General features: G+C 58.9%; 15 protein-coding genes. 4 read left to right on the top strand and 11 right to left on the bottom strand.

Annotated features, from left to right (window positions below; translation table 11 throughout):
• The first annotated feature begins 103 nt into the window (after nucleotides 1–103).
• The gene (gene phoR, locus B4U49_RS04370) at nucleotides 104–1,417 is read left to right on the top strand and encodes a phosphate regulon sensor histidine kinase PhoR (RefSeq protein ID WP_078083365.1); all 1,314 of its coding nucleotides are present in this window, start codon (nucleotides 104–106) and stop codon (nucleotides 1,415–1,417) included.
• A 75-nt stretch (nucleotides 1,418–1,492) separates the two neighbouring features.
• Here phoR and traF read toward each other — a convergent pair whose 3' ends face one another.
• The 5 genes from traF to B4U49_RS04345 form a co-directional block, all read right to left on the bottom strand.
• Entirely contained in the window at nucleotides 1,493–2,653 is a 1,161-nt protein-coding gene (gene traF, locus B4U49_RS04365) for a conjugal transfer protein TraF (RefSeq protein WP_078083364.1), read from the bottom strand.
• Nucleotides 2,654–2,914: 261 nt separating this feature from the next.
• Nucleotides 2,915–3,274, bottom strand: coding sequence for a hypothetical protein (locus B4U49_RS04360; RefSeq protein WP_078083363.1), 360 nt, complete (start codon nucleotides 3,272–3,274; stop codon nucleotides 2,915–2,917).
• A gap of 20 nt (nucleotides 3,275–3,294) precedes the next feature.
• The gene (locus tag B4U49_RS04355) at nucleotides 3,295–3,891 is read right to left on the bottom strand and encodes a DUF938 domain-containing protein (RefSeq protein WP_078083362.1); all 597 of its coding nucleotides are present in this window, start codon (nucleotides 3,889–3,891) and stop codon (nucleotides 3,295–3,297) included.
• A 6-nt stretch (nucleotides 3,892–3,897) separates the two neighbouring features.
• Nucleotides 3,898–4,677: a peroxide stress protein YaaA gene (gene yaaA / locus B4U49_RS04350; RefSeq protein WP_078083361.1), complete on the bottom strand. Its 780-nt coding sequence runs from the start codon at nucleotides 4,675–4,677 to the stop codon at nucleotides 3,898–3,900.
• A gap of 56 nt (nucleotides 4,678–4,733) precedes the next feature.
• Nucleotides 4,734–5,225: a DUF4265 domain-containing protein gene (locus B4U49_RS04345; RefSeq protein ID WP_078083360.1), complete on the bottom strand. Its 492-nt coding sequence runs from the start codon at nucleotides 5,223–5,225 to the stop codon at nucleotides 4,734–4,736.
• 98 nt (nucleotides 5,226–5,323) lie between these two features.
• On the opposite strand from B4U49_RS04345, the gene B4U49_RS04340 reads away from it, so the two are divergent.
• Nucleotides 5,324–6,616, top strand: a complete 1,293-nt coding sequence (locus tag B4U49_RS04340; protein ID WP_078083359.1) for a M48 family metalloprotease — start codon at nucleotides 5,324–5,326, stop codon at nucleotides 6,614–6,616.
• A gap of 87 nt (nucleotides 6,617–6,703) precedes the next feature.
• Here B4U49_RS04340 and B4U49_RS04335 read toward each other — a convergent pair whose 3' ends face one another.
• The 6 genes from B4U49_RS04335 to B4U49_RS04310 all read right to left on the bottom strand — a co-directional run bounded on the left by B4U49_RS04335 (nucleotide 6,704) and on the right by B4U49_RS04310 (nucleotide 13,515).
• Nucleotides 6,704–7,507: a putative porin gene (locus tag B4U49_RS04335; protein WP_078083358.1), complete on the bottom strand. Its 804-nt coding sequence runs from the start codon at nucleotides 7,505–7,507 to the stop codon at nucleotides 6,704–6,706.
• A 436-nt stretch (nucleotides 7,508–7,943) separates the two neighbouring features.
• Nucleotides 7,944–8,639 carry a phosphate signaling complex protein PhoU gene (gene phoU / locus B4U49_RS04330; protein ID WP_078083357.1) on the bottom strand — a complete coding sequence of 232 codons (696 nt, stop codon included), beginning with the start codon at nucleotides 8,637–8,639 and terminating at the stop codon, nucleotides 7,944–7,946.
• A 25-nt stretch (nucleotides 8,640–8,664) separates the two neighbouring features.
• Nucleotides 8,665–9,405, bottom strand: coding sequence for a phosphate ABC transporter ATP-binding protein PstB (pstB, locus tag B4U49_RS04325; RefSeq protein ID WP_255463603.1), 741 nt, complete (start codon nucleotides 9,403–9,405; stop codon nucleotides 8,665–8,667).
• 222 nt (nucleotides 9,406–9,627) lie between these two features.
• Nucleotides 9,628–10,914: a phosphate ABC transporter permease PstA gene (gene pstA / locus B4U49_RS04320; RefSeq protein WP_078083355.1), complete on the bottom strand. Its 1,287-nt coding sequence runs from the start codon at nucleotides 10,912–10,914 to the stop codon at nucleotides 9,628–9,630.
• Nucleotides 10,907–12,286 carry a phosphate ABC transporter permease subunit PstC gene (pstC, locus tag B4U49_RS04315; protein ID WP_078083354.1) on the bottom strand — a complete coding sequence of 460 codons (1,380 nt, stop codon included), beginning with the start codon at nucleotides 12,284–12,286 and terminating at the stop codon, nucleotides 10,907–10,909. The genes pstA and pstC overlap by 8 nt, the downstream gene beginning before the upstream one ends.
• Before the next feature lie 161 nt (nucleotides 12,287–12,447).
• Nucleotides 12,448–13,515 carry a PstS family phosphate ABC transporter substrate-binding protein gene (locus B4U49_RS04310; RefSeq protein WP_078083353.1) on the bottom strand — a complete coding sequence of 356 codons (1,068 nt, stop codon included), beginning with the start codon at nucleotides 13,513–13,515 and terminating at the stop codon, nucleotides 12,448–12,450.
• Nucleotides 13,516–13,777: 262 nt separating this feature from the next.
• On the opposite strand from B4U49_RS04310, the gene B4U49_RS04305 reads away from it, so the two are divergent.
• The gene (locus B4U49_RS04305; protein WP_078083352.1) at nucleotides 13,778–14,413 is read left to right on the top strand and encodes a TRAP transporter small permease subunit; all 636 of its coding nucleotides are present in this window, start codon (nucleotides 13,778–13,780) and stop codon (nucleotides 14,411–14,413) included.
• A complete protein-coding gene (locus B4U49_RS04300; RefSeq protein WP_078083351.1) occupies nucleotides 14,410–15,771 on the top strand; it encodes a TRAP transporter large permease in 1,362 nt (453 codons plus the stop codon). The genes B4U49_RS04305 and B4U49_RS04300 overlap by 4 nt, the downstream gene beginning before the upstream one ends.
• Nucleotides 15,772–15,835 lie beyond the last annotated feature (64 nt).

The raw sequence follows: 15,835 nt of genomic DNA, 5'->3' as shown, positions 1-15,835 counted from the left end.
CCTGAAAACCTGCACCCGGCACTCCGCCTTCGCTTAGAGTCCTGCGCATTACCGATTTCAGTACTGCCCACGACTCCCCACTCAAAAAGATGGCCCAACCATCATGCTCGATCGCAGTATTGGCGAGTTCTCGCGTTTTATCGTCATCGCCCTCGGCACCACTATTTTCGGTTTTTCTACCGGCCACTGGTGGCTCGCACTCTGTGCCGGCCTCTCCGTCTACCTGTTCTGGCTGCTGTGGCAACAGAACCAGTTCGACCGCTGGCTATCCAATGGCCGTCGCGGCCCCGCTCCCACAAGTTTCGGTGTGTGGGGCGATATCTCCGATGATTTCTACCGGCTGCAACGCCGCCACCGCAAAGAGAAGCAGAAGCTGCACTCGATGCTGCGCCGGGTACAGGACAGTACCAGTGCGCTGCGCGAGGGTATTGTGGCGCTGGAGGACGAGGGCAACCTGGCTTGGTGGAACCCGGCGGCAGGGGAAATGCTGCGCCTGCAGGGGGATGATGCCGGCCAGCCGCTGGTCAACTTTGTCCGCGATCCGCGCTTTGTGGAGCATATGTACCAGCGCATGCTGGAGCAGAACAACAAGACCCAGGAACCGATCACGCTGCCGGCGCCGGGGGACGATTCCCGCATTCTGCAGATGGAAGTCACCCGCTTCGGCCAGGACGAGGCGCTGGTGATCGTGCGCGATGTGACCCGACTGCACAATCTCGAGCAGATGCGGCGGGATTTTGTGGCGAATGTTTCCCACGAGTTGCGCACGCCGCTGACGGTGATCGCGGGTTACCTGGAGACCCTGCAGGCCAGTGGCCAGGCACCGCGCAACTGGGAGCGGCCGCTGGGACAGATGAGCGAACAGACGGTGCGCATGACCAGCCTGGTGAACGATCTGTTGCTGTTGGCGCGGCTGGAGACCTCGGAGCGCGACAGCGGTCGCGACCGGGTGTCGCCGCGGGAACTTATGGAGCGGGTGGCAGGTGAGGCGCGCTCGCTGAGCGGCGAGCGCCACGAGATTTCCGTGCACTGCGACGAAGATTGCACGATTACCGGCGATGCCGGCGAACTGCACAGTGCCTTTGCCAATCTGGCATTCAACGCGGTGAAGTACAGTCCCGACGGCGGGCCTATCGAGCTGCACTGGAAAGTGGATTCCGCAGGCGGCCATTTTTCGGTGAAGGATTCCGGTATCGGGATAGACCCGCTACACATCCCGCGCCTGACCGAGCGCTTCTACCGGGTAGATGCCGGGCGTTCCCGCGAGAGCGGTGGCACCGGGCTCGGTCTCGCCATCGTCAAGCACGTGCTGCTGCGCCACAGCGCCAATATGAGCGTAACCAGCGTGCCCGGCCGCGGCAGTACCTTTACCCTCAATTTTCCCAAGCAGAAGCTGACCCTCGCCAGCTCTGCGTGATCGCACAGGGTAAATGACTGCGAAAATAAAAAAGGGGCCTGCTGGCCCCTTTTTTTGGCAAACAGATCAGCGTTCTTACAGATCCAGCCCGAACTGCAGTGCAGCACCCAGGGTATCGTCTGACGACTTGATCGCCGACAGGTGAAACTGCACCACGTTGAACGGCGAGAAACCGATACCGGCAGTAATCGCACCGTCATAGGTGTCCTTGAGATCATGGCGATAGCCGATACGCAGCTGGGCCCAGTCGAACAGGTCCGCTTCGGCACCGAGGCGGGCAATCTGCATTTCTCCCGCGCCGTCAAACAACTCGACGGAATTCAGATCGACATCAGCGAGCAGGGTAACGACCTCACCGGTATAGCCGAGGCCCGCAGTCAATTGCGGCTCGAGCTGGATTTCCACGCCCTGCTGTACTGTTTCGTACTCCTGGGAAAGGGCGTTGCGCAGGGACACGCCGGCCTGCAGTTCACCCCAGTCGATGGTGGCACCGAAGTCGATATTGAAGTTGGTGTGCTCGAGCATGTAGTCGTCGGCCTCGAAATCATCATTGTCGAATTCGCCGATCGTCTCGATATATTCAATGGTCTCTACACGCTGGTATTTGGGCGTAGCGCCGATAGAGAGCTGTGAGCCGCCGAAGGTAAAGTCGCGGGCTGCGGCGAAGCCGATTTCCTGCATGGTGTAGCCGAAAGCCCCGGCGGCGGTCTGCAGGTCACTCTCGTCAAAAATCTGCGAGCCGAAATCCTCCAGCAGTTCCACATCGGAGCCCGCCAGCTGTACATCGGTGGCGACAAACGCGGACTGGCGCACGAACAGCAGGCCGGACACCAGGCTGTTAGGCATGGCGATGGTCATCTGTGCGCCGGCTTCTGCAGTCAGGCTACCCCGATCCAGCAGCCGTAACTGTTCGAGTATGTAGTCGGCGTCTTCCTGAGTAGCGGTCATCCCGTCGATTCCGTCCAGGAAATCACTAAGATCTTCGCCGGTATCGAGAAAGTCGTTGTTGTCGCTGGCAATCAGGCCGAAGTCGAAGGTCACAGCGAAATCGTCGTTCTCTTCGAAGTTGGTCGCGGTCGCCGGATTGACCAGCGTGCTGTACGTGTAATCACCACCGGCCACCCCGGCGCCGGCCATGGCGCTGCCGCGCCCGGAAAATACCTCCGCCGCTAGCGGCATCGACCCCAGAAAAGTCCCCGCAGCTACCATGCTGGCGATTTGGTTCTTGCTCCACATGATCAACCAATCCTATGTGCTGTTGTGTCAGAATATTTTTTTAATGCGCCTATTTTTAGCGTTATTGGCGGCGCCAAAATAAACATTATGCCCAGCGACAGCAATGCCTCTTTCTGGTTATTTCCCGGATTACATCGTGTAAAAGCTGGCTTGAGACACCCTGTAGAGGGCGGGCGAGGGGACGGGGATAAAGCCCCGCGAACGGGGCTTTAAAAAAGAAATCACGGCAGAAAAAGGCGGCGAAAAAGCCAGGCGGAAGCGTTACTCCAGCTCTTGAAGGGGGCGCTCCTCGCCACCTACGCGGTAATTCACCACTTCCTCCTTGGCCACGCGCACAGCGGTTTTCTGTACGGTGATATGCACCAGCTTGCGCGCGCTATTGCGGATCAGCAGGTGCTCGCGGCCCTCGTCATCTACCGGCAGATTGCGCTCACCGATCAGGCCGTCGCGCAGGGCGCGCAGCTGGGGCACATCGCGATAGCGGTCCAGGTCCTTGGACAGTTTGCGCTTCATACGCTCGGACTCGTGCAGCGCGGCGGCCGCTTCACGGTATTTGCCAAAGAAAAATACCGCAGCGATAGCGGCAACAATGGCGAGGGTAGTTTCAAACCACGGGGGCATAGTGCACTCCTGTTATCGGGTTAGCGTCGCCACACCAGCAACTGGTTGTTGGCGGGCAGGAAATTGTTTTCGGTCCGGCGCAATCCCTGGGATTCGGCCAGTTGATCCAGCCACTCCAGGTCGCGGATACCGCGCTGCGGATCCGCCTCTTTCAGCCACTCGTCAAAGCCCGCATTGCCGGGGCCGATATACTCACCTCCGATCTTTACCGGGCCGTAGGCGATAAACTGGCCATCGGTGGTAAGCACTTCCGGCAGGCGCTGGAACAGGGTTTCCACCGCCTGCGCAGGCATGATGTGCAGGGTATTGGCAGTGAATACGGTATCAACCGAGATCGCCGGCCAGGCGCCGGTAACATCCAGCTCCAGTGGCACCGGCAGGTTGTCCGCGGGGACGTGCGTTAGCCAGCTCTGCACCTCGTGCAGGTTTACCCGTCGCTCCGAGGTCTGCCACAGTACCTGCGGCAGGCGCGGGGCGAAATACACGGCGTGCTGACCGGTCCCACTGCCGACTTCCAGCACGCGGCGGCGGTCGGCCAGCAGCCTTTGCAGGTGTTCCAGGATGGGCTTCCGGTTGCGCGCGGTAGAGGGCGCGTCCGGCAGTGCCTGATCCGTCATTGTCGATCAGGCCGGCTGTTCATCGCGCAGGAATACCCAATCGCGCTCGCTGGAATGCTCGGCGCTGAAGTAGTAACCCGCACTGTCGAAGTCTTTCAGCTGCTCTGCTTTCTTGACGCGGTTGTCGATGGCCCAGCGGCTCATCATGCCGCGGGCCTTTTTGGCAAAGAAGCTGATCATCTTGTACTGGCCGTTTTTCCAGTCCTTGAAGTGGGGAGTGATGATCTCCGCATCCAGGTTTTTCGGCTGTACCGACTTGAAGTACTCGTTGGAAGCCAGGTTCACCAGCTCGCGGCTCTTGAGCGCCTGCAGCTGCTGGTTGAGCGCCTCGGTGATCTTGCCATCCCAGAACTCGTACAGGTTCTTGCCCCGTGCATTGGCGAACCTGGTGCCCATTTCCAGGCGGTAGGGCTGCATCAGGTCCAGCGGACGTAACAGGCCGTAGAGACCGGACAGCATGCGCAGGTGCTTTTGCGCAAATGCGAAATCCCGCTTGCCCATGGATTCCGCCTCGAGGCCGGTGTAGACGTCGCCCTTGAAAGCCAGCAGGGCCGGGCGGGCATTGTTATCGGTAAATGGGCGCTTCCAGCTGTGGAAGCGGTCGTAATTGAGCACACCCAGCTTGTCGGAGATTTTCATCAGGCTGGAGATATCCTGCGGGCTCAGCGCCTTCAACTCCTTGATCAGGGCTGCGGATTCCTTCAGGAAATCCGGCTGGGTCGTTTCCAGTTGTGGAATCTCGCTCTCGTAGTCGAGGGTTTTGGCGGGGGAGATGACTATCAACATGACAACAACTTCTCGGTCTTTAACTGTATGCAGCGAGGGTTATACGCAGTTTGGACTTACTCGGGCTTTAAAATGTCCTGCCACCAATTCAGCGGCGTCTGCCCATCCACCGGGTCGTAGACATTGCCGTAGTACCACACACTGTTGGCCCCGTCGCACACGCTGTTCAGGATCTGCTCGATTTCGCCAAAGCCGCAGCTCACATGGATGCTGTATACCAGCAGGCGCGGGCTCTCCATATCCAGTTCGCCGCCGAGTTTTTCCAGCTGCGGGGTGAGCTGGTCGGAGAGCTTGGTGCTGTCGCTGCGGCAGAAAACCCGCACGGCGAGGTTGCCCGAGCGCTTCACCAGTTCAAAACTGGGCTTTTCCGGGTCTTCGCGATTGACCTTGATGGTATCGCCGCTGGCAATGCCCTTGATAAACGCGGGCGAGCGCACCAGCTGTACGCTGTCGTCCTCATTGACCCGGACCTGCATCCGCTCCACCACCGGCTCGCCATCGGGGTTGGTGCCAGCGAATAGTTCGATAATCTGCAGTGCGGTCGTCATAACCTCGGTCTCCGGACTGTGTACAATAGCTTCATTTAAATGCTGCCAAAGCCACCGCTACAGCAGCTTTGAATCGAACATTATACAGGGAGTGATCTATGATTCCGCGTTCAATCTCCAACCGTCTGCTGGCCGCGGCTGTGGCCGCCTCTGTGACTGCAGTCACCGTCGGCTGTGCGGTCAACCCGGTCACCGGCAAGAAAGAGTTGTCGCTGATGTCCCAGGGCCAGGAAGTGGCGCTGGGAGAACAGCAATATCCACAGGCCCAGCAGACCCAGGGCGGTGAATACCTGATCGATCCGACCCTGCAGAGTTACGTGAGCCGCGTAGGCCAGAAGCTGGCGAAGGTATCCGACCAGCCGCAGCTGCCCTATGAATTTGTGGTGCTGAACAACTCCACCCCGAACGCCTGGGCACTGCCCGGCGGCAAGATTGCGGTGAACCGCGGTCTGCTGGTATTGCTGGAAGACGAGGCCGAGCTGGCCGCGGTACTGGGTCACGAGATCGTCCACGCCGCTGCGCGCCATTCCGCTGCGGCCATGTCTCAGCAGCAGATTCTCGGCGCCGGCATGGCCATTCTCGGCGCAACCACCCAGAACACCGGTTACGGCGACCTGATCTCCCTCGGCAGCCAGTTCGGCGGCTCTGCGTATATCGCCAAGTACGGCCGCGACAACGAGCTGGAATCTGATCAGTACGGTATGAAGTACATGGTTGCCGCGGGCTACGATCCCTACGGTGCGGTGCGCCTGCAGAAAAAATTTGTCGAACTGTCCAAGGGCAAACAAGCGGGCGGGCTGGAAGCCCTGTTCGCCAGCCACCCACCGTCGCAGGCGCGGGTGGATGCAAACATCAAGCACGCAAAAAAGCTACCAGGCGGTAGCGCAAACCGCAGCCAGTACCAACAGGCCATCGGCCAGCTGAAGCGCGACGCGGACGCCTACAAGAGCTATGACGATGCGCTGGCTGCGGTGAAGAACAAGCAGTATGACCGTGCGCTGACCCTGACTCGTAAGGCTCAACAGCAACAGCCCAAGGAAGCGGCCTTCTATGCACTCGAAGGTGATCTGCTGGCACACAAAAAACAGTACCAGTCCGCACTCAATTCCTATGAAACCGCGGTGCAGAAGAACCCATCGCTGTTCTCCAACTGGCTGATGCGCGGCATGCTGAATGCAGAACTGAAAAACTACACAGCAGCGGAGCGAGACTTGCAGCGCTCCACCCGCTATCTCGACACGCCACACGCGCACTATTACCTGGGGCAGGTATACGAGCAGCAGGGCAACACCCAGAACGCGCTCAGCCAGTACCAGATCGCCGCCAAATCCTCCGGCGATATCGCCACCAAGGCGCAGGCGCGGGTGCAGGCACTGAGCAACAAGGGCTAGAGCCTCACGCAACAAACTTGCGGACATAAAAAAAGCGGGTGAAGAGATTCACCCGCTTTTTTTATCTGTGTATTTCCGCTTTGGAAATTACAGCTGAACGGTTACGCCGATACGGAACATATCCAGATCGTCGAAATCGCGGTTGGAACCGTAGGCAACCTTGGCTGCAACATTGCGATTGAAGAAATGGGTAGCGTTGATTTCGTAGTCTTCTACCAATTCATCGTACGCCGCGCCCACGGAGGTGTTTTCGTTGAAGTAAAACTCAACTCCACCATTCCAGTAGAAGTCAGCGCCATCAGTATCAGTCAGGCCCAACTCCGCAGTAAAGTATTGGCCGCCGGACAGGGCAGTGAAGTACTTAGATGAAATGCTACGGTAATCGAAACCATCGTCAATTTCTGCAGTAAAGCCGATGTAGTCGGTGCCACTCAGCTGATGATTGTACTGACCGCGAACAAACAGCACGGTGTCTTCATCTTCAACCTTTTGCGCTTCTACTTCGGCGAGCAGGTTCGGAGAAAACAGGAAGCCTGCACCCGCGCTGTACACATTGGTGGAGTAAATATCATTGAACTCACCAAACAGTTTCCATTGTCCGGTGTAGTACTCACCACCGAATGTCACAACTTCATCTTCAAATGGACCTGCGTCGATAGAAGATACCCCGCCGTAAATGTTGGTCACCGGCAGGATATAGTTGAATTCTTTGCGTGGACCCAGAGTTTCCAGAGCGCCGAAGTAGTACTGTGACTGGACACTCAATGTATCGACGTCCGCGCCATTGTAATCGCGGTTTTCATAATCAGCGTCGGTGAAAGAATTGTACTGCTCTGCAGAAACAACGGCAGAGGCCAGCATAAGAGGAAGTGCGGCAAACTTGAACTTCATGGAAGTGTTCCCTGTTTAATTTACATCTGTACGTTTTACGACTGTGCTTCGTACCCGTACCCACCTTTTTACCCTGGGGGCAAATTCGGCGCGGATTCTAAGCGCAAGAAAATGGTTGTGCAACGAAAAGAATTAATTGCGACGAACGTCTCAATTACGCATTAATTTCCGTAGCTTAACTACAGTCGCGGGGCATTGTGGAGGGAAGTAGCTGAATCAAAGCTGAATACAGTCCACGCGCAATTAAACGCGGCTTTACCGTAGGTTCGGCCAGACAAACGCAAGCAATTAAATAGTTTGGCCATACCAAAAAGCCATTTAATTCTTGTAACTAATTCTCAATTAAAAGTGGTACTAATAAAAAAGGCCGCCGAGGCGGCCTTTTGTAAAAAAATTTTCTGTGGATAATTCCGCAGTTTTCCGACGCGGAATTTATTCAGCGCATATTTTTTTCATTGCCGTGACGGATATCCGCACCTTTCACCAGGTACACCACCTGCTCGCAGATATTCTTTGCATGGTCGCCGATACGCTCCAGTGAACGCAGGGTCCACAGGACATTCATCACGCGGGAAATGCTGCGCGGATCTTCCATCATGTAGGTGATCATCTCGCGCACCGCACTGCGGTAGTCCATATCCACCTGCTCGTCTTCGGCGAGGGTTTCCATGGCCGAGGCGACATCAAAACGGGTGTAGGCGTCGAGGGCGTCATTGAGCATCTTGCGCACTGCATTGGCGATGTGACGGATCTCGGTATAACCGCGCGGCGCGGTACCTTCATCAGTGAGCGCGATGGCCATCTTCGCTACCTTGCTGGCCTCGTCCCCCACGCGCTCCAGGTCGCGGGCAATGCGGATGACCGACATCACCATACGCAGATCCGATGCCGCCGGCTGGCGCTTGGCGATAATCAGGGTCGCGTGCTCGTCCAGTTCCATTTCGCAGCGGTCGATTTCCTCTTCCACCTTGAGGACTTTCTCTGCCAGCTCGCTGTCGGCGTTGGCCAGGGCTTCCACGGCATCCGCCACCTGGCGGGTAACCATGCCACCCATTTCCAGCATTTCCGTCTTGAGCGACTCAAGATCTTCGTTGAACTGGCGGGAGATGTGTTGATCGAAATGCATTTCCATAATCTTTTGCGGGCTCCCCCAAACCTTAGCCGAAACGGCCGGTGATGTACGCTTCTGTGAGTTCGTGTTCCGGATTGGTGAACACGGTCTCGGTGTCGTTGACCTCTACCAGTTTGCCCAGGTGGAAGTAGGCGGTGCGCTGGCTTACCCGCGCGGCCTGCTGCATGGAGTGGGTCACGATAGCGATGGTGTAGTTCTGACGCAGCTCGTCGATCAGCTCTTCAATGCGCGCAGTGGCGATAGGGTCCAGTGCGGAGCAGGGCTCATCCATCAGGATCACTTCCGGGCTCACTGCAATGGCGCGGGCGATACACAGACGCTGCTGCTGGCCGCCGGAGAGACCGGTACCCGGCTTGTCGAGGCGATCCTTCACTTCGTTCCACAGGCCCGCTCGGCGCAGACTGTTTTCCACGATTTCATCCAGTTCCGCGCGGCGGCTGGCGATGCCGTGAATCTTGGGACCGTAGGCGACGTTGTCGTAAATGGACTTGGGAAAGGGGTTGGGCTTCTGGAACACCATACCCACACGCGCGCGCAGCGGCACTACATCGACCTTGGGGCCGTAAATCGCTTCACCATCCAGAGTCAGCTCACCCTCGACACGACACCCCTCAATGGTGTCATTCATACGATTGAGACTGCGCAGGAACGTGGATTTACCGCAACCGGACGGGCCGATCATTGCCACCACCTGGTTGCGACCGATATCCAGGCTCACATCGTGAATAGCCTGGGCCTCGCCATAGAAGACGTTGACGTTGCGCATACTGAGCTTGGCGTCGTCGCAAAAAGGACTACCGACGGTGCCGGTAACTTCGATATTGGTATTGGCCGCTCTGGCTTTCACTGCACTTTGCTCCACAGCAGATTCGCTGGCTGGGTTGGCGGTCTGATCTTCTGCCGGACCTGCTTCGCCGGCGTTCAGTGTCATGGTGGTCATGGATCTATCTCGGTTCGCAATCTTAGCATTCGTTGGCAGCGCAGCGCGTTACCAACGGCGTTCGAGTTTCTTGCGCAGCCACACTGCGCAGGTGTTCATGGTGATCAGGACTGCCAGCAGCACCATGATCGCAGCGGAGGTGCGCTCGACAAAGGCGCGCTCCGGGCTGTCGGCCCACAGGAAAATCTGTACCGGCAGCACCGTGGACGGGTCGGTAACCCCGTGGGGCACGTCGACGATAAACGCCACCATGCCGATCATCAGCAGCGGCGCCGTTTCACCCAGCGCCTGCGCCATACCGATGATGGCGCCGGTGAGCATGCCGGGCATGGCCAGCGGCAGCACGTGGTGCAGCACTACCTGCATGCGAGAAGCGCCCATACCCATCGCCGCTTCGCGAATGGAAGGTGGCACGGACTTGAGCGACGCGCGACTGGAAATAATGATCGTCGGCAGCGTCATCAGAGTCAGCACCAGGCCTCCAACCAGCGGCGCGGAGCGCGGCAGCTCGAAGAAGTTGATGAAAATGGCCAGACCCAGCAGACCGAACACAATGGACGGCACCGCCGCGAGGTTGTTGATATTCACCTCGATCAGGTCGGTCCAGCGGTTCTTGGGCGCAAACTCTTCCAGGTAAATCGCCGCGGCCACACCGATGGGGAAGGACAGCACCAGGGTCACCAGTAGAGTGAACAGCGAGCCCACCAGCGCCGCGCGAATACCCGCCTGTTCCGGCTCACGGGAGTCGCCGTTAGTAAAGAAAGTGGTATTAAAGCGCTTTTTCAGTTCGCCGGATTCCCGCAGAGTCAGGATCCACTGCGCCTTCTGTTCAGAAGTGCGGCCAAGGAAACCGTCCTCCGATTTCGACAGGCTTTTTACGTAGGTATCCACATCATCGTCGGCGTTGAACCACAGGGTTTCGGATTTGCCGAGCAACTCCGGATGGTTCTGCAGACGCTCGCGCAGCTCGAAGCCGGCACCGTTGGATACCAGCGAATACAGCTCGCGCTTGTCGCGGCGGCCACTGACATCGGGGAAGCGCTCGCGCAGGGCCGCGCGAATCACGCCGTCGAAATTGGCCCAGGCAAGGCTCTCTTCATCGACCTGTTCAATGCCGAGTTCGGCCGGGTCGTAGGTCACCTGCAGCTGGATATCCGTCTGCACAAAGGCACTGGCGCCCTTGCTGATGATGTCGGTAAACAGCACCAGTACCGCCAGTACGCCGAATGCAATGCTCGCAATACCGAGCCCGCGGAACAGTTTTTCCTTGCGGTGACGGCTGGCGAGGCGCGCGGCAATGCGCTCGCGCACCTGGGTTTGAGTCAGATCAGTCATACTGTTCCCGGTATTTTTTCACTACGTGCAGGGCGATAAAGTTCAGAATCAGGGTGCTGATAAACAGCATCAGACCGAGGGCGAAGGCCGCCAGGGTTTTCGGGCTGTCGAATTCCTGGTCGCCCACCAGCAGGGTGACGATCTGCACCGTTACGGTGGTAACCGACTCCAGCGGGTTGGCGGTTAGGTTGGCGGCGAGGCCCGCAGCCATCACCACGATCATGGTCTCGCCAATAGCGCGGGAAACCGCCAGCAGTACACCGCCGACAATGCCGGGCAGCGCCGCTGGAATCACGACCTTGCGCACGGTTTCCGACTTGGTGGAGCCGAGGCCGAGGGCGCCGTCGCGCAGGGACTGGGGCACCGCGTTGATCACGTCGTCAGACAGGGAAGATACGAACGGGATGATCATCACCCCCATCACCAGGCCTGCGGCGAGGGCGCTTTCACTGGAGGCCTCGAGCCCCACGGACTGGGCCAGTTCGCGTACAAACGGTGCCACGGTGAGCGCGGCGAAGAAGCCGTAAACAACGGTGGGCACGCCGGCGAGGATTTCGATCAGTGGCTTGGCGAAGGCGCGCACCCGGTTGCCGGCATACTCCGCCAGATAAATCGCAGACATCAGCCCCACCGGTACCGCCACCAGCATGGCGATGGCAGATACCATCAGGGTACCGGTAAACAGCGGTACCGCACCGAATGCGCCGCTGGAACCCACCTGATCAGCACGCAATGCCATCTGCGGACTCCAGTGCAGACCGAACAGAAACTCGGTAACCGGGACCGCTTGGAAGAAGCGCACGGACTCGAACAATACCGACATCAGAATGCCGACGGTGGTGAAGATAGCGGCGCAGGCGCACATCAGCAAAATCGCCCGCAGCACCTTCTCAACCTTTTCCCGCGCACGCATCTCCGGGGAAACCTTCAGCAGTGCGTAGGCGCCGAGACCCACGGACAGAATCAGGATCAACGCGGTCTGCAGCCACTGGCCCCCATGGCGCAGGCTGTTCAGATGCTCCGCCGCGGCAGTGAGTTGCGGTGTCGCCTCGCCCACCAGATTGCCCGACGCCATATTCTGGATCTGCGCGTACAGCAGGTTCTGGCCGGACAGGGACTCGGGCTTGTCCACAATTCCACCCATCACCAGGGTGCGGATGATGGCGTCGTCAAAAACCAGCCACAGGCCCAGGATGATCAGCGCCGGCAGGCCACACCACAGAGCAGTATGCACACCGTAATAGCTGGGCAGGGAAGCCAAGCTGCGGATGCCGCCGCGGCTGCGGGCGGCGCCGAGGGCGCGGCTGAATCCGGTACCGTAGGCTACCAGTATCAGCAGCAACAGCAGGGCGAAGAGAGTGGGAGTCTGCATCGATTCACTCGGTTAAAAAATTTGTCGGCCATTATCGGTGCTTGTGGCCGCAATTGCATGAGGCGTTAAAAACAGTGCTTCTTTATATACGTAAAAGGCCAAGCCTCTTTTTCAGAAGGGGCTTGGCCGGTAATTCCATCTACCAGTTACTGCGAGATGGTCTATTTAGCCGCGAGGTTGGTCAGGGCGTTCAGCTTGCGCACATCGCCGGCAACCTGCTGACGTTTGGCGTTGGGCAGGGGAATCATGCCCTTGTCTGCCAGGTAACCTTCCTCACCCCAGGCGCGCGCGTTGGTGAACTCGCTCAGGAACTGCTTGATGCCGGGCACCACATCCACGTGCGCTTTCTTCACGTAGATAAACAGCGGACGGGAAACCGGGTAGCTCTGGTCAGCGATGGAGTCGAACGTCGGCTCCTGGCCTTCGATCAGGGAGCCCTGCACCTTGTCTGCGTTTTGGTCCAGGAAGCTGAAGCCAAAGATACCCAGTGCATTCGGGTTAGCAGCGAGCTTGTTCACGATCAGGTTGTCGTTCTCGCCCGCTTCGATGTAGGCACCATCTTCGCGGATGTTGTGACAGATGGCCTTGTAGCCATTCTTATCGGATTTCTTCTTGGCCGCGATCCAGTCGAATTTTTTACAGCCACCTTCCATCGCCAGCTCGGCGAAGGCGTCGCGGGTACCGGAAGTCGGGGGCGGACCCAGCACTTCGATATCGTGCGCGGGCAGGGCCGGATTCACGTCTTTCCAGGTTTTGTACGGGTTGGCTACCAGGGACTCGGAACCATCCGGGTTGGGCACGTCTTTGGCGAGAGCCAGGAAAATGTCCTTGCGGGACAGTTCGAAAGCCTCGGCAGTCTTGGCGTTGGCAAGCACAATACCGTCGTAACCGATCTGCACTTCTACGACGTCGACGCCGTTTTCGTTACACATATCCAGCTCGGACTGCTTGATACGGCGGGAAGCACCGGTGATGTCCGCGGTGTTTTCACCCACGCCCTGACAGAACAGCTTCATGCCGCCGCCGGTACCGGTGGACTCGACAACCGGAGTCTTGAACTGAGTGGCGCGGCTGAAACGCTCTGCAACCACGGTGGTGAACGGGTATACGGTGGAAGAGCCGACAATGCTGATGTGGTCGCGCGCGGCCAGGGCGGCGCTGGAGGCCGCAACAGTCAGGGCGGCCAGGGCCGAAGCCAGGACTTTTTTGCTCGCAGAACGGTTGTTCATGGATATCTCCAAAAGTGGTCGCTAATTTGCTCAAAATCTCTGCACGCGGCGCATGCTATGTCGAACTGGTGACGATTCTATGAATGAAAAGTTACAAAAAGATTACACCGACCAGTTCAATTTATGACCAGGCAGCCGCATTCTGGTCATCTCTCTACAGAGCCCGGCTGACGGCGCCAACAGCAGAACTGGCGCAAACTTTGACCAGCAGGTAGGCTCTGCCTGATCAACAGAACAATAAAGATGATGTGAGACATTCCCCATGAAGTCTTCTCCTCGCAGTCTCTTGCTCGGCACTGCCGGCAATCTGGACCGTTTTGCCAGCTTCAGCGGCCGCCTGCTTGGGTGGTTTACCCTGGCCATGGTGCTGATCCAGAGCCTGGTGGTGGCCCTGCGCTACGGATTCGACGGCGGTTCCACCGCTCTGCAGGACACCGTGGTTTACCTGCATGGCGCGGCCTTTATGCTCGGGCTCGCCTATGCGCTGCAGGCGGGAGCCCATGTGCGAGTGGACGTCTTCTACAGAACCATGTCTGCGCGCAGCAAAGCGTGGGTCGACGCCGTGGGTTGTCTTATTTTCCTGCTCCCCGTTTGCACCTTCATTGCAGTGGGCAGCTGGCACTTTGCCGCAAGCAGCTGGGCGGTGCTGGAGTCCAGCGCCAGCGCCGACGGTCTCGGCGGTGTATTCCTGCTGAAAAGCCTGATGCCCCTCGCCGCCGCGACCCTGGCGCTGCAGGGGATCGCCCAGTTTACGCGCGCGCTGCATACCCTGATGCAGGTTGAAAGCCGAGCCGGCAGCACCACCCCCACCAATCCGCAGGCCACCCAGGCTGCGGAAAAAACCACGGAGAAATCCCGCCCGCTGGTGCGGGAAGCGGCTGGGGAGGCAAGCGCATGATGGAACTGATCCCCCTGCTGATGTTTGTCGCCGTGTGCGCAGCGCTGATGTTCGGCTATCCGGTAGCCTTCACCCTGGGCGGAACTGCGCTGATCGCCGCCGGCCTCGGAATCGTCACTGGCGTATTCGACGCGGAGCTGCTGCGCGCCTTCCCCGATCGCCTGTATGGCATCATGCAAAACGGCACCCTGATGGCGGTACCGCTGTTCGTACTGATGGGTGTGATGCTGGAGCGGGCGCGTATCGCCGAGGAACTGCTGGTGAACCTGGCGCGGGTGTTTTCCGGCATCCCCGCGGGCATGGCGGTTTCCGTGGTGGTAGTGGGCGCACTGCTCGCCGCCAGCACCGGCATCGTCGGCGCGACAGTGGTAACCATGGGATTGATGTCTCTGCCGACCATGCTGAAGCGGGGCTACTCACCCAAACTCGCCACCGGCACCATCTGCGCCACCGGCACCCTCGGCCAGATCATTCCCCCGTCCATCGCACTGGTGTTGCTGGGCGATACCCTGTCCAACGCCTACCAGCAGGCCCAGCTCAGCCAGGGTATTTTCAACCCAAAACCGGTGAGCGTCGGCGACCTGTTTATGGGCGCGATCATTCCCGGCTTGCTATTGGTGGCGGCGTATATCCTCTACCTGTTGTTTATCGCCCGCCGCGAACCCGCTGCGGAGCGCTCTGCAGAGGGTGAGGTGGATTTACTGCAGACCCTGAAAAGCCTGTTTCCACCGATCGCGCTGATGCTGCTGGTACTGGGGTCGATCATCACCGGTGCCGCCACGCCGACAGAGGCCGCGGCGGTAGGCGCGCTGGGTGCGGGCATCCTCGCCTGGAGCCGCGGTGCGCTGAACTGGGCGCGTGCGGGGGAAGTTGGCCAGAGCACGCTGCAGGTCACGGCAATGGTGTTCGCCATCCTGATCGGTGCGTCACTGTTCTCTCTGGTGTTCCGCGGATTTGGCGGTGAGGAAGTGGTTACCCACCTGTTCGAAAGCCTGCCCGGCGGCGTGGTCGGCGCAACCCTGCTGGTGATGCTGGTGATCTTCCTGCTGGGTTTCATCCTCGACTTTATCGAGATCACCTTTGTGGTGGTGCCGATCGTCGGCCCGGTGCTGCTGGCCATGGGGCTGGACCCAATTTGGCTGGGTGTGATGATCGCGCTGAATCTGCAGACTTCATTCCTTACACCGCCGTTTGGTTTTGCACTGTTCTACCTGCGTGGAGTGGCCCCTGCAGAAGTGGCCACCGGGGCCATTTACAGCGGGGTGGTGCCGTTTATTGCGATCCAGTTGCTGGTGATGTTGCTGCTGGCGGTTTGGCCTTCGCTGGCGACCTGGCTGCCTAGCTTCGTTGCAGGTTAAGTGGTTTTGGCCCTGTAAGCTGGCCCGGTGGCGGCGGCGCACCGGGTACAGGTTTTCAGGACCG

The organism is Microbulbifer mangrovi (genome assembly GCF_002009015.1).
In the GTDB taxonomy this organism is placed as follows: Bacteria; Pseudomonadota; Gammaproteobacteria; order Pseudomonadales; family Cellvibrionaceae; genus Microbulbifer; species Microbulbifer mangrovi.
Note: the sequence above shows the minus strand (reverse complement) of the source record. Positions and strands in the feature narration are given on the sequence as shown.

Excerpts from the sequence above, each read along its gene's own strand:
- traF (WP_078083364.1), bottom strand. The coding sequence starts at position 2,653 with ATGTGGAGCAAGAACCAAATCGCCAGCATGGTAGCTGCGGGGACTTTT.
- B4U49_RS04340 (WP_078083359.1), top strand. The coding sequence starts at position 5,324 with ATGATTCCGCGTTCAATCTCCAACCGTCTGCTGGCCGCGGCTGTGGCC.
- pstA (WP_078083355.1), bottom strand. The coding sequence starts at position 10,914 with ATGACTGATCTGACTCAAACCCAGGTGCGCGAGCGCATTGCCGCGCGC.
- B4U49_RS04310 (WP_078083353.1), bottom strand. The coding sequence starts at position 13,515 with ATGAACAACCGTTCTGCGAGCAAAAAAGTCCTGGCTTCGGCCCTGGCC.
- B4U49_RS04305 (WP_078083352.1), top strand. The coding sequence starts at position 13,778 with ATGAAGTCTTCTCCTCGCAGTCTCTTGCTCGGCACTGCCGGCAATCTG.
- B4U49_RS04360 (WP_078083363.1), bottom strand. The coding sequence starts at position 3,274 with ATGCCCCCGTGGTTTGAAACTACCCTCGCCATTGTTGCCGCTATCGCT.
- B4U49_RS04335 (WP_078083358.1), bottom strand. The coding sequence starts at position 7,507 with ATGAAGTTCAAGTTTGCCGCACTTCCTCTTATGCTGGCCTCTGCCGTT.
- pstB (WP_255463603.1), bottom strand. The coding sequence starts at position 9,405 with ATGCGCAACGTCAACGTCTTCTATGGCGAGGCCCAGGCTATTCACGAT.
- phoR (WP_078083365.1), top strand. The coding sequence starts at position 104 with ATGCTCGATCGCAGTATTGGCGAGTTCTCGCGTTTTATCGTCATCGCC.
- B4U49_RS04300 (WP_078083351.1), top strand. The coding sequence starts at position 14,410 with ATGATGGAACTGATCCCCCTGCTGATGTTTGTCGCCGTGTGCGCAGCG.
- yaaA (WP_078083361.1), bottom strand. The coding sequence starts at position 4,677 with ATGTTGATAGTCATCTCCCCCGCCAAAACCCTCGACTACGAGAGCGAG.
- B4U49_RS04345 (WP_078083360.1), bottom strand. The coding sequence starts at position 5,225 with ATGACGACCGCACTGCAGATTATCGAACTATTCGCTGGCACCAACCCC.
- phoU (WP_078083357.1), bottom strand. The coding sequence starts at position 8,639 with ATGGAAATGCATTTCGATCAACACATCTCCCGCCAGTTCAACGAAGAT.
- B4U49_RS04355 (WP_078083362.1), bottom strand. The coding sequence starts at position 3,891 with ATGACGGATCAGGCACTGCCGGACGCGCCCTCTACCGCGCGCAACCGG.
- pstC (WP_078083354.1), bottom strand. The coding sequence starts at position 12,286 with ATGCAGACTCCCACTCTCTTCGCCCTGCTGTTGCTGCTGATACTGGTA.